14 protein-coding genes are annotated in these 15,725 nt (G+C 73.5%); 12 read left to right on the top strand and 2 right to left on the bottom strand.

From position 1 onward, the window contains the following. Positions 1–211 precede the first annotated feature (211 nt). The 6 genes from ACZ56L_RS09735 to ACZ56L_RS09710 are packed head-to-tail and all read left to right on the top strand — an operon-like array spanning position 212 to position 6,680. The gene (locus tag ACZ56L_RS09735) at positions 212–1,060 is read left to right on the top strand and encodes an STAS domain-containing protein (protein WP_468685767.1); all 849 of its coding nucleotides are present in this window, start codon (positions 212–214) and stop codon (positions 1,058–1,060) included. After that, complete coding sequence (locus tag ACZ56L_RS09730; protein ID WP_345219374.1) at positions 1,057–1,434, top strand: STAS domain-containing protein; 378 nt, start codon at positions 1,057–1,059, stop codon at positions 1,432–1,434. Before ACZ56L_RS09735 ends, ACZ56L_RS09730 begins: the two co-directional genes overlap by 4 nt. Beyond that, a complete protein-coding gene (locus ACZ56L_RS09725; RefSeq protein ID WP_468685189.1) occupies positions 1,431–1,853 on the top strand; it encodes an anti-sigma regulatory factor in 423 nt (140 codons plus the stop codon). The genes ACZ56L_RS09730 and ACZ56L_RS09725 overlap by 4 nt, the downstream gene beginning before the upstream one ends. Then, complete coding sequence (locus ACZ56L_RS09720; RefSeq protein ID WP_468685187.1) at positions 1,850–2,932, top strand: ATP-binding SpoIIE family protein phosphatase; 1,083 nt, start codon at positions 1,850–1,852, stop codon at positions 2,930–2,932. Before ACZ56L_RS09725 ends, ACZ56L_RS09720 begins: the two co-directional genes overlap by 4 nt. Then, entirely contained in the window at positions 2,929–4,911 is a 1,983-nt protein-coding gene (locus ACZ56L_RS09715; RefSeq protein ID WP_471062924.1) for a hybrid sensor histidine kinase/response regulator, read from the top strand. Before ACZ56L_RS09720 ends, ACZ56L_RS09715 begins: the two co-directional genes overlap by 4 nt. Continuing rightward, complete coding sequence (locus tag ACZ56L_RS09710) at positions 4,908–6,680, top strand: SpoIIE family protein phosphatase (RefSeq protein ID WP_471062922.1); 1,773 nt, start codon at positions 4,908–4,910, stop codon at positions 6,678–6,680. The genes ACZ56L_RS09715 and ACZ56L_RS09710 overlap by 4 nt, the downstream gene beginning before the upstream one ends. Positions 6,681–6,686: 6 nt before the next feature. Here the strand turns inward: ACZ56L_RS09710 and ACZ56L_RS09705 are convergent, their stop codons facing one another. Then, positions 6,687–7,397, bottom strand: a complete 711-nt coding sequence (locus ACZ56L_RS09705) for a MerR family transcriptional regulator (protein WP_471062920.1) — start codon at positions 7,395–7,397, stop codon at positions 6,687–6,689. Between the two features lie 57 nt (positions 7,398–7,454). Between ACZ56L_RS09705 and ACZ56L_RS09700 the strand changes: the two genes are divergently transcribed. Together ACZ56L_RS09700 and ACZ56L_RS09695 are read left to right on the top strand one after the other, a co-directional pair. Beyond that, a complete protein-coding gene (locus tag ACZ56L_RS09700) occupies positions 7,455–7,946 on the top strand; it encodes a DUF6194 family protein (protein ID WP_471063807.1) in 492 nt (163 codons plus the stop codon). Between the two features lie 207 nt (positions 7,947–8,153). After that, complete coding sequence (locus ACZ56L_RS09695; RefSeq protein ID WP_345219380.1) at positions 8,154–9,407, top strand: LCP family protein; 1,254 nt, start codon at positions 8,154–8,156, stop codon at positions 9,405–9,407. On the opposite strand, the gene thpR is transcribed toward ACZ56L_RS09695, so the two are convergent. Then, entirely contained in the window at positions 9,394–10,011 is a 618-nt protein-coding gene (gene thpR, locus ACZ56L_RS09690; RefSeq protein ID WP_471062918.1) for an RNA 2',3'-cyclic phosphodiesterase, read from the bottom strand. The genes ACZ56L_RS09695 and thpR overlap by 14 nt on opposite strands. A 42-nt stretch (positions 10,012–10,053) precedes the next feature. Between thpR and ACZ56L_RS09685 the strand changes: the two genes are divergently transcribed. The 4 genes from ACZ56L_RS09685 to ACZ56L_RS09670 all read left to right on the top strand — a co-directional run bounded on the left by ACZ56L_RS09685 (position 10,054) and on the right by ACZ56L_RS09670 (position 15,698). Beyond that, complete coding sequence (locus tag ACZ56L_RS09685) at positions 10,054–10,392, top strand: thioredoxin family protein (RefSeq protein WP_471062916.1); 339 nt, start codon at positions 10,054–10,056, stop codon at positions 10,390–10,392. 360 nt (positions 10,393–10,752) lie between these two features. Further along, on the top strand, positions 10,753–12,468 hold the full coding sequence (locus ACZ56L_RS09680; protein ID WP_471062914.1) for a chitinase: 1,716 nt from the start codon (positions 10,753–10,755) through the stop codon (positions 12,466–12,468). A 277-nt stretch (positions 12,469–12,745) separates the two neighbouring features. Then, positions 12,746–14,215: a lipase family protein gene (locus ACZ56L_RS09675; protein WP_471062912.1), complete on the top strand. Its 1,470-nt coding sequence runs from the start codon at positions 12,746–12,748 to the stop codon at positions 14,213–14,215. Positions 14,216–14,342: 127 nt separating this feature from the next. Continuing rightward, entirely contained in the window at positions 14,343–15,698 is a 1,356-nt protein-coding gene (locus ACZ56L_RS09670; RefSeq protein ID WP_471062911.1) for a hypothetical protein, read from the top strand. The last annotated feature ends 27 nt before the right edge of the window (positions 15,699–15,725 follow it).

Genomic DNA, 15,725 nt, shown 5'->3' with positions numbered 1-15,725 from the left:
CACGGGGCGGCGGCGGCCGGACAGTCACCGCTGTCACGCTCCACCCGTGCGGAACACACGGGTAACGGGCGGTAACCGGGCCGGGGACGTGCCGCTGTGCGCGCCCCCCTCCCGCGAAAGCGAGAAGGACATACGCGACCATGACGTACTGTCGACAAGAGTTGTGAAAATCTGATGTGGGGCGGGTGCAACGGGCGTGACGACCGAATACGTGACCAATGACGAGGACGCCATCGGGCTGGTGGGCCTGCTGGAGTCCCGGCGCGACGAGTTCGTGCAGGGCTGGGTCCGCTCCGTCAGCGGCACCCTGCGCGGCCGCCTGAGCGCCGCCGAGGCGGCCCAGGAGCTCAGCGAGATCTACAGCGCCCTCGTCGGCGCCCTCAAGCAGGGCGGACTGAGCGGCCGGGCCGAGCACTTCAGCGAGGTCCGCAGCCTGCTGGTCGAGCTCTCCCGCAACCGGGCCCGCCAGGGCTTCACGCCCACCGAGACCGCCGTGTGCGTGTTCTCGCTGAAGCAGGTGCTGGAGGAGGCGCTCATCGCGTCCCCGGAGGGCGCCCGCGCGTACCTCCAGCTCGCCCGGCTGCTGGACGACCTGGGCCTGTTCACCGTCGAGGAGCACTCCAAGACCCGTGAGGAGATCATCTCCTCGCAGGCCGAGCAGCTCCTCGAACTGTCCACGCCCGTCGTCAAGCTGTGGGACGGCATCCTCGGCGTGCCGCTCGTCGGCACGCTGGACTCCGCCCGTACCCAGGTCGTGATGGAGAAGCTCCTCCAGGGGCTGCTGGACTCCAACTCCACGCACGCCATCATCGACATCACCGGGGTGCCCGCCGTCGACACCCAGGTCGCCCAGCACCTGCTGAAGACCGTCGTCGCCGCCCGCATGATGGGCGCGCAGTGCATCATCTCCGGCATCCGCCCGCAGATCGCGCAGACCATCGTGGCCCTCGGCATCGAGTTCGGCGACATCGCGACCAAGGCGACGCTCGCGGCCGCCCTGCACGACGCGCTCGCCGAGATCGACGGGGCCGCGACGCTCCGCAAGGAAGGCCTGCTGTGACCGACCGCGTGCCGGTCCTCAAGATCGGCCAGATCCTGCTGGTGTCGATCCAGACCGACCTGGAGGACCAGATGGTCCTCGACCTCCAGGAAGACCTCTCCCAGCGCATTGTCGACACCAACGCCGAAGGCGTCGTCATCGACATCACCGCGCTGGAGATCGTCGACTCCTTCGTCGGCCGGATGCTCGCCACCATCGCCGCGATCTCCCGGGTGCTGGGCTCCGAGACCGTCGTCGTCGGCATGCGCCCGGCCGTCGCCATGACCCTGGTGGAGCTCGGCCTCTCGCTGCCCGGTGTGCGCACCGCGCTCACCCTCGAAAGGGGAATGGAGCAGATCAAGCGTCTGAACCAGAACCCCACGGCCATCAGGTGAAGGAGTACGACGTCGACGCCGGCCAGGTGGAGACGATCCTGATCACCACCAGCGGAGACGTGGTCAAGGCCCGTCAGGCCGTCCGCACCCAGGCGCAGCGCACCGGGCTCTCCCTGGTCAACCAGACCAAGCTGGTCACCGCGGCGAGCGAGTTGGGACGCAACACCCTGCTGTACGGAGGCGGCGGCCGGGCCCGCATCGCCGTCGTCGTCCAGGGCGGCAGGAAAGGCGTGTGGGCACGCTTCGAGGACGAGGGCCCCGGAATCGCGGACATGGATCTCGCGCTCACCGACGGCTGGACCTCCGGCAACGGCATGGGACTCGGGCTCAGCGGCGCCCGCCGGCTCGTGGACGAGTTCGAGATCGAGTCCGCGGCCGGCCGGGGCACCACCGTCAGCGTCGTGAAGTGGGCACGGTGAACGCTCCCCTGCTCTCCGCGGCGGAGGACGTCGTCTGGCTCCGGGCGGGCGAGGCGCTGGCCGCGTCCGCCCGCCGGGAGGCCGGGGCGCTCGCCCACCGGCTGGGGATGAGCGCCGACCGGGTCGCCCGGATCGAGCTGGCCGCCACCGAGGCCGCCACCAACCTGCTGCGGCACGCCGACGACGGCTCGCTGATCCTGCGGGTCAGCCGGGCCGCCGACGGCGCGGCCCTGGAGATCCTGGCCCTCGACATCGGCCCCGGCATCCCCGACATCGACGCCGCCCTGCGCGACGGACACTCCGGGGGCGGCACGCTCGGCATCGGGCTCGGGGCGATATCGCGGCTCTCCGACGACTTCGACGTGCACTCCCTGGACGGCCGCGGCACCCTCGTCCTCGCCCGCTTCTGGGCGCCGGCGGCCGCGGGCGACCTCGGCAGCCGGTCGGCCCGCGCCGCCGCCCGGCACGTCGCCGGGCTGACCCGGCCGATCAGCGGCGAGACGGTCTGCGGCGACGCCTGGGCGGCCAGGGCCGACCTGGCCGAGACCCCCGCCCTCTCCGGCGAACGGCCCCCCGGCCGCGTCACGGCCATGATGTGCGACGGCCTCGGGCACGGCCCCCTGGCCGCCCGGGCCAGCGAGCGCGCCCGCCAGGTCTTCCAGAACAGCACCCGCACCGGCCTGCGCGACATCCTCCAGGAGATCCACCTGGCGCTGCGCGGCACCCGGGGCGCGGCCGTCTGCCTGGTCTCCGCCGACTTCGCCGCCCGGCGGGTCGAGGCGTGCGGAGCGGGCAACGTCAGCGCGTTCGTCGTCGACGGGCAGCGGCGCACCGCGCTGATCTCGCTGCCCGGCATCGTGGGCAGCCACCTGCCCTCGCTGCGCGTCTTCGACGCCCCGCTGCCGCCGGGCGCCACCGTCGTCGTGCACTCCGACGGCCTCAAGGACCGCTGGGCGCCCGGTGACTTCCCGGGCCTCTTCACCCGGCAGCCCGTCATGATCGCCGGCCAGATCCTCGGCCAGGCAGGAGTTCGGCGCGACGACGCGGGCATCGTGGTGATCACCACCCCCGCGTCATGAGCGGCGGCCCCCACCGTCCGGACCCCGGGCACGACCTGCTGGAGGTCGTGCTCGGGACCGCGCAGGACGTGTTCCGGCTGCGCCGCACCGGGCAGGCCGCGGCCAAGGCGCTCGGCCTCTCCACTGCGGGCTCGGCCCGGCTGGTCACCGTGCTGAGCGAGATAGGCCAGAGCCTGCTGGGTGCCGACGGCCTCACGGCGGCCCTGCGCGTCGAGCACCCCGGGGCCGCGCCGGCCCCGGGCGCCGGTCACCCCGGCACCGCGCCGGCCCCGCGCCCCGGCGGCACGACGGACGCGTTGCTCGTCGTACGGTTGCGGTGGCACGGGGACAGGCGGCTGGAGCCCGGGCTCGTGTCGGCGGCGACCCGGCTGCTCGACGTGTGCCGTTACGCTCCCGGGGAAGGCCCGGCCCCCGAGGACACCCGGGCCGCGGCCCCGACGGGGCACGGCGGGGCGCCGGCCGGGCAGGGCGGCCCGGCCCGCGGCGGCGCGACCTCCGTCACCCTCGCCCAGCGCCTCCCCGCCACCGACGTCCCTCTCGCCGAGCGCGCCGAGGACGCCCGCGGCGCCCTGCACCGCACCGACGACGTCGACATGGTCGAGGCCCTGCGCACCCAGAACCAGCAGCTCCTGCTCTCCCTGGAGGAGTCCAAGCAGCAGCAGGAGGAACTCCAGCGCCTCAACCAGGAGCTGGAGGAGACCAACAGCGGCGTCGTCGCCCTGTACTCCGAGCTCGCCCAGGAGCTGGAGAAGACCAACAGCGGGGTCGTCGCCCTCTACGCCGAACTGGAGGACAAGACACGGCAGTTGAGAATCGCCGGTGAGGCCAGCACCCGCTTCTGGGCGAACGTCAGCCACGAGCTGCGCTCCCCGGCCAACTCCGTCATCTCCCTCGCCCGCCTGCTGCTCGACCCCGGCGCCGAACCCCTCTCGGCCGAGCAGAGCCGCCAGGTCTCCCTCATCGCCGCCTCCGGCAGCACCCTGCTCGCCCTGGTGGAGGAACTCCTCGACGTGGCCAAGGCCGAGTCCGGCCGTCTGGACCCCCTCCTGGTCCCCACCGACCTCACCACTCTCCTCCACCAGCTCCACGGCACCCTGCTGGGCACCGCCCGGCCCGGCGTCGTCCTCGCCGTCCCCGCCGTCCCGCCGGGCCTGCACCTGGTCACCGACGAGGTCATGCTCACCCGCGTCCTGCGCAACATCCTCTCCAACGGCCTGAAGTTCACCGATCACGGCGAGGTCCGCCTCACCGTGGACACCGAGGACCGCGACGGCGAGACGTGGTTCCGCTTCACCGTCCGCGACACCGGAGTCGGCATCCCCGCCGACCAGCTGGAGCGGATCTTCGAGGAGTTCTACCAGGTGCGCGGCCCGCACCAGCGCGGCAGGAGCGGCACCGGCCTGGGACTGCCGTACGCCCGCAAACTGACCGAGCTCCTCGGCGGCCGCCTCGCCCTCACCAGCCGTCCGGGCGAGGGCACCGTGGTCACCGTGGAGCTCCCCGCGCAGACGCGGCTCCCCGGACCCGGCCCCGACGCCCCGGCGCCGGCGGGCCTCCTGCTGGACTCCCTGGTCGTCATCGACGACGACCGCGCGTTCCTGACCGCGGTGCGCCCCACCCTGGAGCGGATCGCTCCGTACGTGACCGAGATCAGCGAGATCCACGACGCCGCGTCCGTGCTGGGGACGGTGAAGGCCGCGGCGGCCCAGGCGGTCCTGCTCGACCTGATGATGCCCGTCCTGGACGGCTACCAGGTGCTCCAGCAGCTCGCCGCCGACCCCGAGACCGCCCGCCTGCCGGTCGTCGTCCTCACCGCGTCCGACCCCGTCGACATCGACCGCACCCGGCTCGCACATGCCCGCGCGGTCCTGGGCAAGACGCACCTCACACCGGCCCGCATCACCGCGGCCCTGGCCCGTCGGGCGCCGGCCACCGAAGGCACGCCCCGCTTTCCCGCGCAGGAGACCGACACGGCATGACACATCCCTCCGAAGCCGCCCCCGCACTGGTCCTGGTCGTCGACGACAACCCCACCAACCGCTACGTCGTGAGCACCACGCTGCTGCGCGCCGGGCACCGCGTCCTGGAGGCGGTTGACGGCACCCAGGCGCTCGCCGTGCTCAGCGAGTCCGACCCGCTGCCCGAGGTCGCCATCGTCGACGTACGGCTGCCGGACATGACGGGTTTCGAGGTGTGCGAGCGGATCAAGGCCGACCCGCGGACCACCACCATCCCGGTCATCCACATCTCCGCGTCGGCCATCACGGTCTCCGACCGCACCCAGGGCCTCAACCGGGGCGCGGACGCCTACCTCACCGAGCCCATCGCCCCCGTCGTGATGCTCGCCACCGTCACCGCGACCCTGCGCTACGCCCGCGCCCGCAGCCGCGCCGAGGCCCTCGCCCGCCGCCTGCACCGCCTCAACCAGGCCACCCTGGCCCTCTACAGCGCCCCCGACGCGCGCACCCTCGCCCAGGCGGCGGCCGACAGCGCCGCCGAACTCCTCGGCACGCCGGCCGCGGTGTCCCTGACGCTGCCCCAGGGCGCGCCGTACACCGCCGCCTCACCGGCCGCCGACGCATCACCAGTCGCCGACACATCAGTGACCACCAGCGCCGCACCGGCCTCCGACGCCTCACCGGTCACGAACGCCCCGCCGCCCCCCGACGCCCCGCCGGCCGCCTCCGCCTCGCCGGCCGCCTCCGCCTCGCCGGAAGGCGCGATCCCCCCGCCCGGCCCCGGGCGCATCGCCTCGCACGGGGTGACGGAGCAGCCCGCCTACCGCTCCCTCGCGCCCCCGGCCACCTCGCTCCTCGGGGCCAGGCTGCGCACCCTCGCCCCCGGCCAGTGGCCCGCCGCGCCCAGCGCCCTGGCCGAGCACCCCCTGCTCACGCTCGTCTCGGCCCGCGCCAAACCGGCCCGCCCGCCCGTCCACCTGATCGTTCCCGCCACCGCCATCACCGGGCTCGACGACGAGGAACTCCTCGCCCAGCTCGCCCACGCCTGCACCCTCGCCCTCGAAGCGCTCAACGCCTACAGCGAGGAACACGCCCTCGCGCTCACCCTCCAGCGCGGCTTCCTGCCCGAGTTCCTGCCCGACACCACCCGCGCCGACCTCGCCGTCCGCTACCTCCCGGCCAGCCGGCAGACCGAGATCGGCGGCGACTTCTACGAGGCCCTGGTCTGCCCCACCGGTCTCGTCGTGGCCGTGGGCGACGTGGCCGGGCACTCCCTGGACGCGGCGATGGTGATGGGCCAGGTGCGGCACGCGTTGCGCGCGTACGCGACCGAGGGGCACCCGCCCGATGTCGTACTGCGCCTCCTGGACCGGCTGCTGCGCACCACGCAGCCCGGCGTCACCGTCACCCTGTGCGTGCTGCTCCTGGAGGACGACAGCGACACCGTGCAGGTCGCCAACGCCGGCCATCTGCCGCCCCTGCTGCGCACCCCCGACGGCGAGGCCCGCTTCCTGGAGGAGCACGGGCCGCTGCTCGGGGTCGGCCTGCCGCATCCGCCCGCGCTGCGCGTGGCCGTACCGGCCGGCTCGGAACTGCTCCTGGTCACCGACGGCCTGATCGAGCGCCGCCGCCAGGACATCCGCGAGTCCCTCGCGGCGCTCGCCGCCGCCCACGCCCAGGGCCCGCGCACGCCGGAGGCCCTGTGCGCGTACCTCCTGGAGAGGTTCCCGCCGGACGGCAACGACGACATCGCCCTGATGTCGGTGCACGTCAACGCGCACACGACATAAGGGGGTTCAGCGGGAGGACTCGATCACGGCGGCCAGGTCCGCGCCCGCGCGCAGCAGGGCCACCGTCCGTGCCGCGATGTCCTCCAGCCGGCGTCCCAGGAGGTACGGGGCCGAGCCCGGCCCGTCGAGCCGCTCCAGCGCGCCCATCACCTCCCGTACGACGGGCACGCCGTACCCGGCGCCGCGCAGGGCGGCCACGATGCGCGCCGCCGCGACCGCCCGCGGCCCGTACTGCCGGGCCCGCAGCGAGGTCACCCGCTCGGGCCGCACGAGCCCCTCGTCCTCCCAGAACCGCAGCGTCGAGGGCCGCACGCGCAGTGCCCCGGCGAGCTCCGTGATGGTCATGGTGACGAGATGGTCCGTTTCATACGTTTCCTCCTCGTCCCGAATGACCCGCAGGGCCTCCTGCGCGCGCAGCGTGTCGGCCCGGTCCCGCGCCAGGGCGGTGTGGACTTCGCCGATCGCGGCAGCGGCCTCGGCGAGGGTGCCGGACCACGCCTCGGTGAGCAGCCGCCGCGCGGCGACGGGACCGGCGGCCACCGCGAGGGCGCGGTAGGCGTGCAGGGCCCGCACGTGCAGCGGCCCGTACCGCCGGTAACCGTTGGGCGCGCGCACCGCCGGCGGGATGACGCCGAGCCGCTCCAGATTCCGTACCTGCTGCACCGAGTACCCCGACCCGACGGCCACGTCGACCGTCCGCAGACCGTCACCGCTCATCCGAACCCCACACAAGCACTTGAAGCCGACACTCGAACCATGACCGATGACACGAGTATCGATCAGATCCTGGCCACCGTGCGCGCCCTTCCCGGATCCCTGGTGTTCGAACCGCGCGAGGGCGACGGCACCCCGGAGCCGGCCTGGGGCGACGCGTTCTGCTACTACGCCCCCGACGGGCGGGTGCCCGGCCATGTCCAGCCGTACGCCACGGTCGTCACGAAGGACTACCCGGGCGACACGGCCTCGGCCCTCGACGCCCCCGGCCGCCTGCGGGTCAACGTGCGCGTCGACCGCGCGACCTTCCGCGCCTGCACCGGCGAGGAACCCCGGGCCCGGGCCCTGCCCCGCGACCACACGGCCGTCGACGTCGTGCTGCCGCACCCCGTGTACGGGGAGCTCGGCTGGCTCTGCGTCGTCAACCCGGCCGCCCGCACGACGGACACGCTGACCGAGCTGCTGCGCGCGGCGCACGAAGCGGCCCGCGCCAGGGCGCTGCGGCGGGCCGGAGGACGCGACGACGGACGAAAAGAACGGGACGACCGGTGAAACGGACGTGACGAAGGATGAAACAGCAGGTCAGCGCCAGGGCAAACACGCGCAAAGAAAGTTGAAAATCCCGTACAACCTTTCGAGCACCTCGTATGTCTGACCGTGCAGCGCCTGACGGCAGGCGCGGACAAATTGTCGATTTTTCCGACCCTGATTCCGTGATGGCAGGGGGTACGAGGCAAGCGGTGAGGGGCTGACGGTCGTATGGGGAACAGAGGGAAGAGCAGTCGCGGGGCTGCGGGCGGCGGACGCCGGAAGCAGTCCGGCGGCCGGCGCGCGCAGCCGTCGCCCAGTCCCCGCTCGTACGACGAGCCCGCCCCCCGCGACGCGCCGCCGGAGCCCTACCAGGGCCGGGCCGCCGCCCGACGCGCACAGGGCGGCGGTGGCGGCCGGGCCGCGAACCGGCGGGGCAGGCGCAAGCCGGCCGGCCGGTTCCGCAGGCTGAAGTGGGTGCTGGCCGCGCTGGTGGCGCTCGGGGGCACGGGGCTGGCCTGGATCTACTTCAGTCTCGACGGCAATCTCAAGCAGGTCGACATCGACGCCGCCCTCGGCACCAACCGCCCCGCCGAGGTCGACAACGGATCGATGGACATCCTGGTCCTCGGCTCCGACTCGCGCCGCGGCCCCAACGGCGCGTACGGCAAGGACGTGGGCAGTGCCCGCGCCGACATCACCATGGTCGTGCACGTCCACGAGGGCCACGAGAAGGCGAGCGTGGTCTCCATACCCCGCGACACCCTGGTGACCCGCCCGGAGTGCCAGAGCCACAGCGGCAAGCTGCGCCCCGAGGCGGAACGGCAGGTGTTCAACACGGCCTACGAGATCGGCGGGCCGGTGTGCGCGGTGAAGACGGTGGAGCGGCTCGCCAACATCCGCATGGACCACTACCTGGAAGTCGACTTCAGCGGCTTCAAGCAGATCATCGACGAGCTCGGCGGTGTCAGCCTCACCACGACCCGGGCCATCAACGACCCGAAGAGCAAGCTGGAGCTCGCCGCGGGCACCCACCGACTGACCGGCGAGCAGTCCCTCGGCCTGGTCCGCACCCGCAAGACCGTCGGCGACAGCAGCGACCTGGGCCGCATCCAGCTCCAGCAGGCCTTCGTCAAGGCGCTGATGGAGCAGGTCAAGGAGGTCGGGGTGTTCAGCAGTCCCAAGAAGATGTACAACCTGGCCGACACCGCCACCCGCACCGTCACCACCGATTCGGGCCTGGGCTCGGTGCCCTCGCTGCTGTCCTTCGGCAACGCGCTCGGCGGGATCGGCGCGAAGGACATGAAGATGATCACGCTGCCGATCGACTACGACGCCAAGGACGAGTTCCGGGTCGTCCCGCTGAAGGAGCAGTCGGCGACGCTCTGGCAGTCGCTGCGCGAGGACAAGGAGATACCGGACTCGGTCACCAAGGACTCGGCGGGCGACAAGGTGGACGCGGGCAAGGTGGTCAAGAGCGACTGACGGGCCCGGCCGCCGGGCCGGTGAACGGCCAGGACGCGACGTCCCGGTAGCGGATCGGCCCCGGCCCGCGCCCGAAGTTGCTCGCCACCAGGTGCAGCCGGGCCGCCTGCCACGGCCGCCCGGCGAACCCGTCCAGCGACGCGGCGACCGCCGCCACCGACGCCGGGTCGTCCCGCCGGGCCCGCGCCAGCGTGAGGTGCGGCCGCAGCCGGCGCTCCTCGAAGGCGATCCCGTACCCCTTGACCAGCGCCCTGACCTCCCCGGCGAGCCCCTGGAGGGCGTCGGTGTCGCCCTCGACACCGCTCCACAGCACCCGCTCGTCGAAGTGGCCGCCGCCGGTCAGGGCGAAGGACAGCGGGGCCCGGGCCGCCGCCAGCCCGGCGAGCGCCGGACGCAGCAGGTCCACCGCCGCCGCGGGCTGCTCGCCGAGGAAGGCGAGCGTGAGGTGCCAGTCCTCGACGCGGTTCCAGCGCAGCCGGGGGTACGTCGCGTAGGCGGGCCCGAGCGCCCGCGCCAGCTCGTCCTTGGCCGGGTCGGGAGGGGCGAGGGCGACGAAGACACGGGTGGTGGCGGGGCGGTCGTTCTCAGGGTGCACGGCATCCATGATGGGGGTGCACACGCGTTCGTACGAAAACGAGGAGTACCGGTGGCCAGCAGGATGCACCAGCCGAGGGAGAGCGCCGAGTTCGACTTCGTCCTGTCGAGGGTGGAGGGCCCGGTACTCGCGTACTTCAGCGGGACGTGGCCGAAGGCGGTGCAGGCGTGCAAAGAGATGGACGTGGTGGTGGGGGAGGCGGCGGACGAGTTCGCGGGCCGCCTGACGGTCCTGAAGGCCGACATCACCCGCTGCCCGCTGCCGGTGAAACGGTACGGAGTGACCGGAGCCCCGACTTTGGTCCTGCTCCACGACGCGGAACCCACCGTGACCCTCACGGGCCCCCAGAGCCCCACGACCCTGTCCGCCTTCCTCCACCGCCACCTCTGACCCGCACGGGACGCGCCCCGCCAGGGGCGCGGGGAAGCGCGAGCAGCCACGACGAAGCCGCACGGCACACCGCGCCCCTTCAAGGGCGCGGGGAACCGCGCGAACAACCCCCACGAAGCCGCGCGGCGAGCGCTCTGGGTGAAGGAGCGGGGCAGGGGCACAGAACGGTGGCCCGGGGGCGGAGCCCCCGGCAGGAACAGCAACCAGAACACAGCAGACGAGCGGGTCCACCCCGAACCCCAACTCCCCTCCTCCGCCAAAGGTCTTGACAACCGCATTGGTCTGGACCAGATTGCTGCTCCAACGGTGGCCACCGTATCCCCACCCCCCACCCCACACCTCTCTCCCCGGAGGCTCCCCGTGGACCCCCAGCGCACCCCCGCCCCCGCCCCCACCCACAGACGCCGCCGCTCCACCCTCACCGCCGCCCTGACCGCCGCCGCCCTCGCCGCCGTCGGCATGGCCACCGCCCCCACCGCGCAGGCCGCCGACCTCAACGTCGCGAAGAACGCCGGCTTCGAGTCGGGCCTCGCCAACTGGACCTGTACGGCCGGTGCTTCCGTCAGCACCCCCGTCCGCACCGGCGCCGCCGCCCTCAAGGCCACCCCCGCCGGCCAGGACAACGCCCGCTGCTCGCAGTCCGTCGCCGTGAAGCCCGGCGCGACCTACACCCTCTCCGCCTGGACCCAGGGCGGTTACGCCTACCTCGGCGCGAGCGGCACCGGCACCACCGACGTCTCGACCTGGTCGCCCGGCTCCACCGCGTGGAAGCAGCTCACCACCACCTTCAAGGCGGGCCCGAACACCACGTCCGTCACGGTCTACACCCACGGCTGGTACGGCCAGGCCGCCTACTTCGTCGACGACGTCTCCGTCTTCGGTCCCGACGGCGGCGGCGGTCCCGACCCCGAGCCCGGCATCCCGGCCACCCCCACCGGCCTGACCGTCGGCTCGCCCACCTCGACCTCCCTCACCCTGACCTGGTCCGGCGTCGCGGGCGCCACCTCGTACCACGTCTACCGGGGCGGCACGAAGCTCCCGCCGGTCACCGGCACCTCCACGACGGTCACCGGCCTCACCCCCGACACCGCCTACGACTTCCAGGTCACCGCGGTGAACACAGCGGGCGAATCCGCCAGGTCGACGACTGTCAGCGGCCGCACCGCCAAGGGCGACACCAACCCCAACCCCAATGTCCCCCGGCACGCCCTGACCGGCTACTGGCAGAACTTCAACAACGGCGCGACCGTCCAGAAGCTGCGCGACGTGCAGGCCCAGTACGACATCATCGCCGTCTCCTTCGCCGACTCGACGGCCACGCCCGGCCAGATCACCTTCAACCTGGACCCGGCGGTGGGCTACACCAATGTCGCCGACTTCAAGGCGGACATCGCCGCGAAGAAGGCGGCGGGCAAGTCGGTGATCCTCTCGATCGGCGGCGAGAAGGGCAACGTCACGATCAACAGCGACGCCTCCGCCACCGCCTTCGCCAACAGCGCGTACGCGCTCATGCAGGAGTACGGCTTCAACGGCGTCGACGTCGACCTCGAACACGGCATCAACTCCACCTACCTGACCAAGGCCCTGCGCCAGCTCTCCGCCAAGGCGGGCCCGAACATGGTCCTCACGATGGCCCCCCAGACCATCGACATGCAGTCCACCGGCACCGAGTACTTCAAGACCGCCCTCGCCGTGAAGGACATCCTCACCGTCGTCAACATGCAGTACTACAACTCCGGCTCCATGCTCGGCTGCGACGGCAAGGTCTACAGCCAGGGCTCGGTCGACTTCCTCACCGCGCTGGCCTGCATCCAGCTCGAAGGCGGTCTCGACGCCTCCCAGGTCGGCCTGGGCGTCCCCGCCTCCCCGCGCGGCGCGGGCAGTGGCTACGTGTCCCCGTCCATCGTCAACAGCGCCCTCGACTGCCTCACCCGGGGCACCGGCTGCGGCTCCTTCAAGCCCGCCCGCACCTACCCCGCCCTGCGCGGCGCGATGACCTGGTCCACCAACTGGGACGCCACCGCCGGCAACGCCTGGTCCAACGCGGTCGGCCCCCACGTCCACGGCCTCCCGTAGCCCTGGACCCCCTCAACGCACCCTGCCCGTACGGGACGTGACCGTACGGGCAGGGTGTCTCCACGTCTCCGGCGCCCCCCGCCGGAACGCACGGCCCCCGGGACGGCCGGGTGCCCCGAACGGGTGTCGTCCCGTTGCCGGGTGTGCGTGGCTCCTGTGGAGTGGTCCGGGTGTGTGTAGGAACGTAACTCCTCCTCCGGTACGAGCTGACGCGTACGGGGAGACACGCGCACGGCACGGGCGCACAGACACCGCGACAGGGAGAGAGGGGGCCGCGATGGCAACCCGTACGGCCAGCGAGAACACCGGCGTACGGCACGGGGCGCACCCGGACGGGAAGCCGGACGGAGTTGGTACGGTCGCGCCCGCCGTGCCGCAGGCCCCGCTGGACCCGCCGCCGGGCAGCACCGATCCCGAGCTCCTGGTCAGGGCCTCCGTGCTGCTCGCCGAAGCCGCGCTCGCCGCCCGGCAGGCCGGGGCCGAGATGACCGCCGCCGCCTTCAGCCCGCGGCTCGGGCTCGACGCGCTCAAGCGGCCCCTCTGGGCGCTCGGCGCCCTCGCCTCCACCGCCAGGGCGCTCACCAACCCCGCCGGGCTCGGCGGCACCGTCAACGGCGGCGTTCTGGGTGAGTTCGCGCGCTCCGCCCTCGCTCTCGCACGGCTGCGCCCGGCCCCCGTCGCCATGGCCGTCGACGCGTTCGCGATGCGCGTCGAGGCCGCCGCCATCGAACACCCCAACCTCGCCGAGCCCCTGGCCAAGGAACTCACCGACGCACTGGTGGCGGGCCGGCGGCTCGACGCGGTCCGGGCCGCCCGCCGCCTCGTCGACCTCATGGGGGTCACCCGCACCCTCACCACCGTCAGCCCCGTCCTCATGGAGCTGCTCGCGCTGATCGCCCTGCTCGACCAGAACCCCGCCAACGACGCCTTCGCCTGGGTGACCCTGGCCGGCGGCGTCCCCGCCACGGACCCCTTCCTCGGGCTGCCCGCCGGGCTCATCCGCTACCTCAACCCCGGCCCCGGCCGGGCCGAGCGCGCCCGGCCCGACCGCATCCTGGAACGCTGCCTGGCCCGCTCCAGCAACGAGATCGTCAGCTACATCGACGACATCGCCGCCCTCGGCAACCACGGCCTCGCCCTGCTGCGCCGCGTCCGGTGCGCCGACGGCGCGGAACGGCACGTCCTGCTGCTGCCCGGCACCGGCTTCGGCCGGATGCGCAACAGCACCCCGCAGGACGTGGTCGGCGCCTTCGACGCCGTGCTGCGCACCGACACGACGTACTCGCGCGCCGCGAAGCAACTGCTGCTGCGCTCGGGCGTCCCGGTCGGCTCGGACCTGATGATCGTCGGCCACAGCCTCGGCGGGATCACCGCCATGAACCTGGCGGCCGACCTGGACCTGGTCTCCACGTACCGGCTCACCCATGTCGTCGCCGTCGGCTCGCCCATCGACAACAAGCGGCCCGCCGACCCCGACACACAGGTCATCAGCCTGGTCAACAAGTACGACGTCATCCCCAACCTCGACGGCCGCGGCCCCTCGTCGCCCAACGACATCCCCGCGCACTGGGTCGAACTGGCCTGGCTGGACGACACCTACGACTATCCGCTGTCCCACGCGCCCCAGTCGTACTCCGGCACCCTGCGCAACGCGATGCCGCAGCACCGCGCGCACGTCAACTCGCTGATCAGGCGGTACGACGGCGAGATCGTCGGCAACCAGCCGTACCTGCTGCTCGACAAGTAACCCCGCCCGGCCGGCGGCCCGAGCCGCACCGAGGCGGCCCCGGCGGTCCCGCCCGTACGACCCGGCCGCTTGCGAACACCCCCTCACCTCCCGTGCTCATCCCTGGAACGCCACGAAAGGCCGCCCGATGACCGTGCTCGACGACCCGACCGGGGCCCGCGGGCCCGCCACCGCCCGGCCGCTGGAGAACGTCCTGTTCGGCGCCGCCCTGGCCGCCCGGCGCTTTCCGTGGATCGACGCGCCCGCACGCGCGCTCGGGCTGACCCCGTTCACCCGCGAGAGCCTCACCCGGCAACTGCTGGCCCACCTCAAGGACAGCGCCTCGGGCCGCCCGGTCCGGCTGCACACGCCGTTCGGCGCCTGCCTCGCGCCGCTCGACGCCGACGACGCCGCCGGCCTGCTGGCCCGCGCCCACGAGGCGGGGGCGCTCGGCCGCGCCGAGCACCTCACCCCCGACGGCGACCGCCACCCCGTCGCCCCGCACGCGGCCCTCCCCGTGCCGCCGTCGTACCTGGGCGAGGTGCACCCGCTCGCCGCGCAGGAGGCGGCGCTGCTGCTCGCCGCCCGGCACGCCGACGCCACCGTGTCCCGGGAGGACTGGGACACGGCCGCCCGGCGGCTGGCCCGCCGGGTCGTCCTGGGCGCGGCCGCCGCCGAGGACACCCTGCTCAGCGACCTGCTGGCGGCGGCGGGCAGCTCCGCGGACACTCACGAGCACACCGACCGGGCCGCCGCGCTGCGCCGGCGTCTCACCCCGTACCTGCGCGCCGGCGGCGGCCTCGCGGACGGGGCGGACCTGCCGGAGGAGCAGACCGCGGCGGCCGTGGAGCACATGCTCGACCTGCTCACCCGGGCCACCACGCACACCGCGCGCCAAGCCTTCGCCCTGGCCGCTGCCCGGCCCACCGCCCGGCCCGCTGCCCGGCCCGCGCTGCCCGTGACGGCTCCGATGCCCGGGGCGGAGCGCGCCGAGGCCGCCGTGGAGGAGGCGCTGCGCCGCCACCCGCCCCGGTGGGCGACGAGCTACGAGGTGCTGGCGCCGTTCCGCTGGCAGGACGTGTCCATCGCGGCGGGCACGGACATCCTGTGTGCCACCGCCTGGCTGAACGACCTGGCGGAGGGCCCCGGGGGAGCGGCGCCCTCCTTGTGCGCGGTGCCCGGGACGTGCGAGGCGGCGGACCTGGCCGTGTTCACCGCCCGTGCGCTGGTCACCGCCCTTCTCGACACCGCCGAGCCGCTCGTGCTGGAACGCGGCCCCGCCCCGTTGCGCGACCGGGGTCCCGCCCACCACGCCACCCTGGCCAGGGAGAGCGCCCTCGGCCTCGAAGAGCACGCCGGGCGGCTCGCCGAGTGCGCCCGCGACAGCGGTTGGAACCGCGACGCCGTCGGCGAACGCTCCCGGATGCTCCTGCTCGACCACGCCGAACGCTGCCGCCGCGCCGCCGCCGACGTACGGAACGCGGCGCGCCGGCTGGCTCGTTGAGCGGTACGGAGCCGGACCCGCCGGTGC

It is taken from the genome of Streptomyces sp. NPDC039736 (assembly GCF_055596485.1).
The sequence above is the reverse complement of the archived record's forward strand: the minus strand, read 5'-3'. Positions and strand labels throughout refer to the sequence as shown.

Bases quoted from the DNA above. Each gene is read 5' to 3' on its own strand.
- ACZ56L_RS09715 (WP_471062924.1), top strand. From the start codon at position 2,929: ATGAGCGGCGGCCCCCACCGTCCGGACCCCGGGCACGACCTGCTGGAG.
- ACZ56L_RS09710 (WP_471062922.1), top strand. From the start codon at position 4,908: ATGACACATCCCTCCGAAGCCGCCCCCGCACTGGTCCTGGTCGTCGAC.
- ACZ56L_RS09705 (WP_471062920.1), bottom strand. From the start codon at position 7,397: ATGAGCGGTGACGGTCTGCGGACGGTCGACGTGGCCGTCGGGTCGGGG.
- ACZ56L_RS09695 (WP_345219380.1), top strand. From the start codon at position 8,154: ATGGGGAACAGAGGGAAGAGCAGTCGCGGGGCTGCGGGCGGCGGACGC.
- thpR (WP_471062918.1), bottom strand. From the start codon at position 10,011: ATGGATGCCGTGCACCCTGAGAACGACCGCCCCGCCACCACCCGTGTC.
- ACZ56L_RS09675 (WP_471062912.1), top strand. From the start codon at position 12,746: ATGGCAACCCGTACGGCCAGCGAGAACACCGGCGTACGGCACGGGGCG.
- ACZ56L_RS09670 (WP_471062911.1), top strand. From the start codon at position 14,343: ATGACCGTGCTCGACGACCCGACCGGGGCCCGCGGGCCCGCCACCGCC.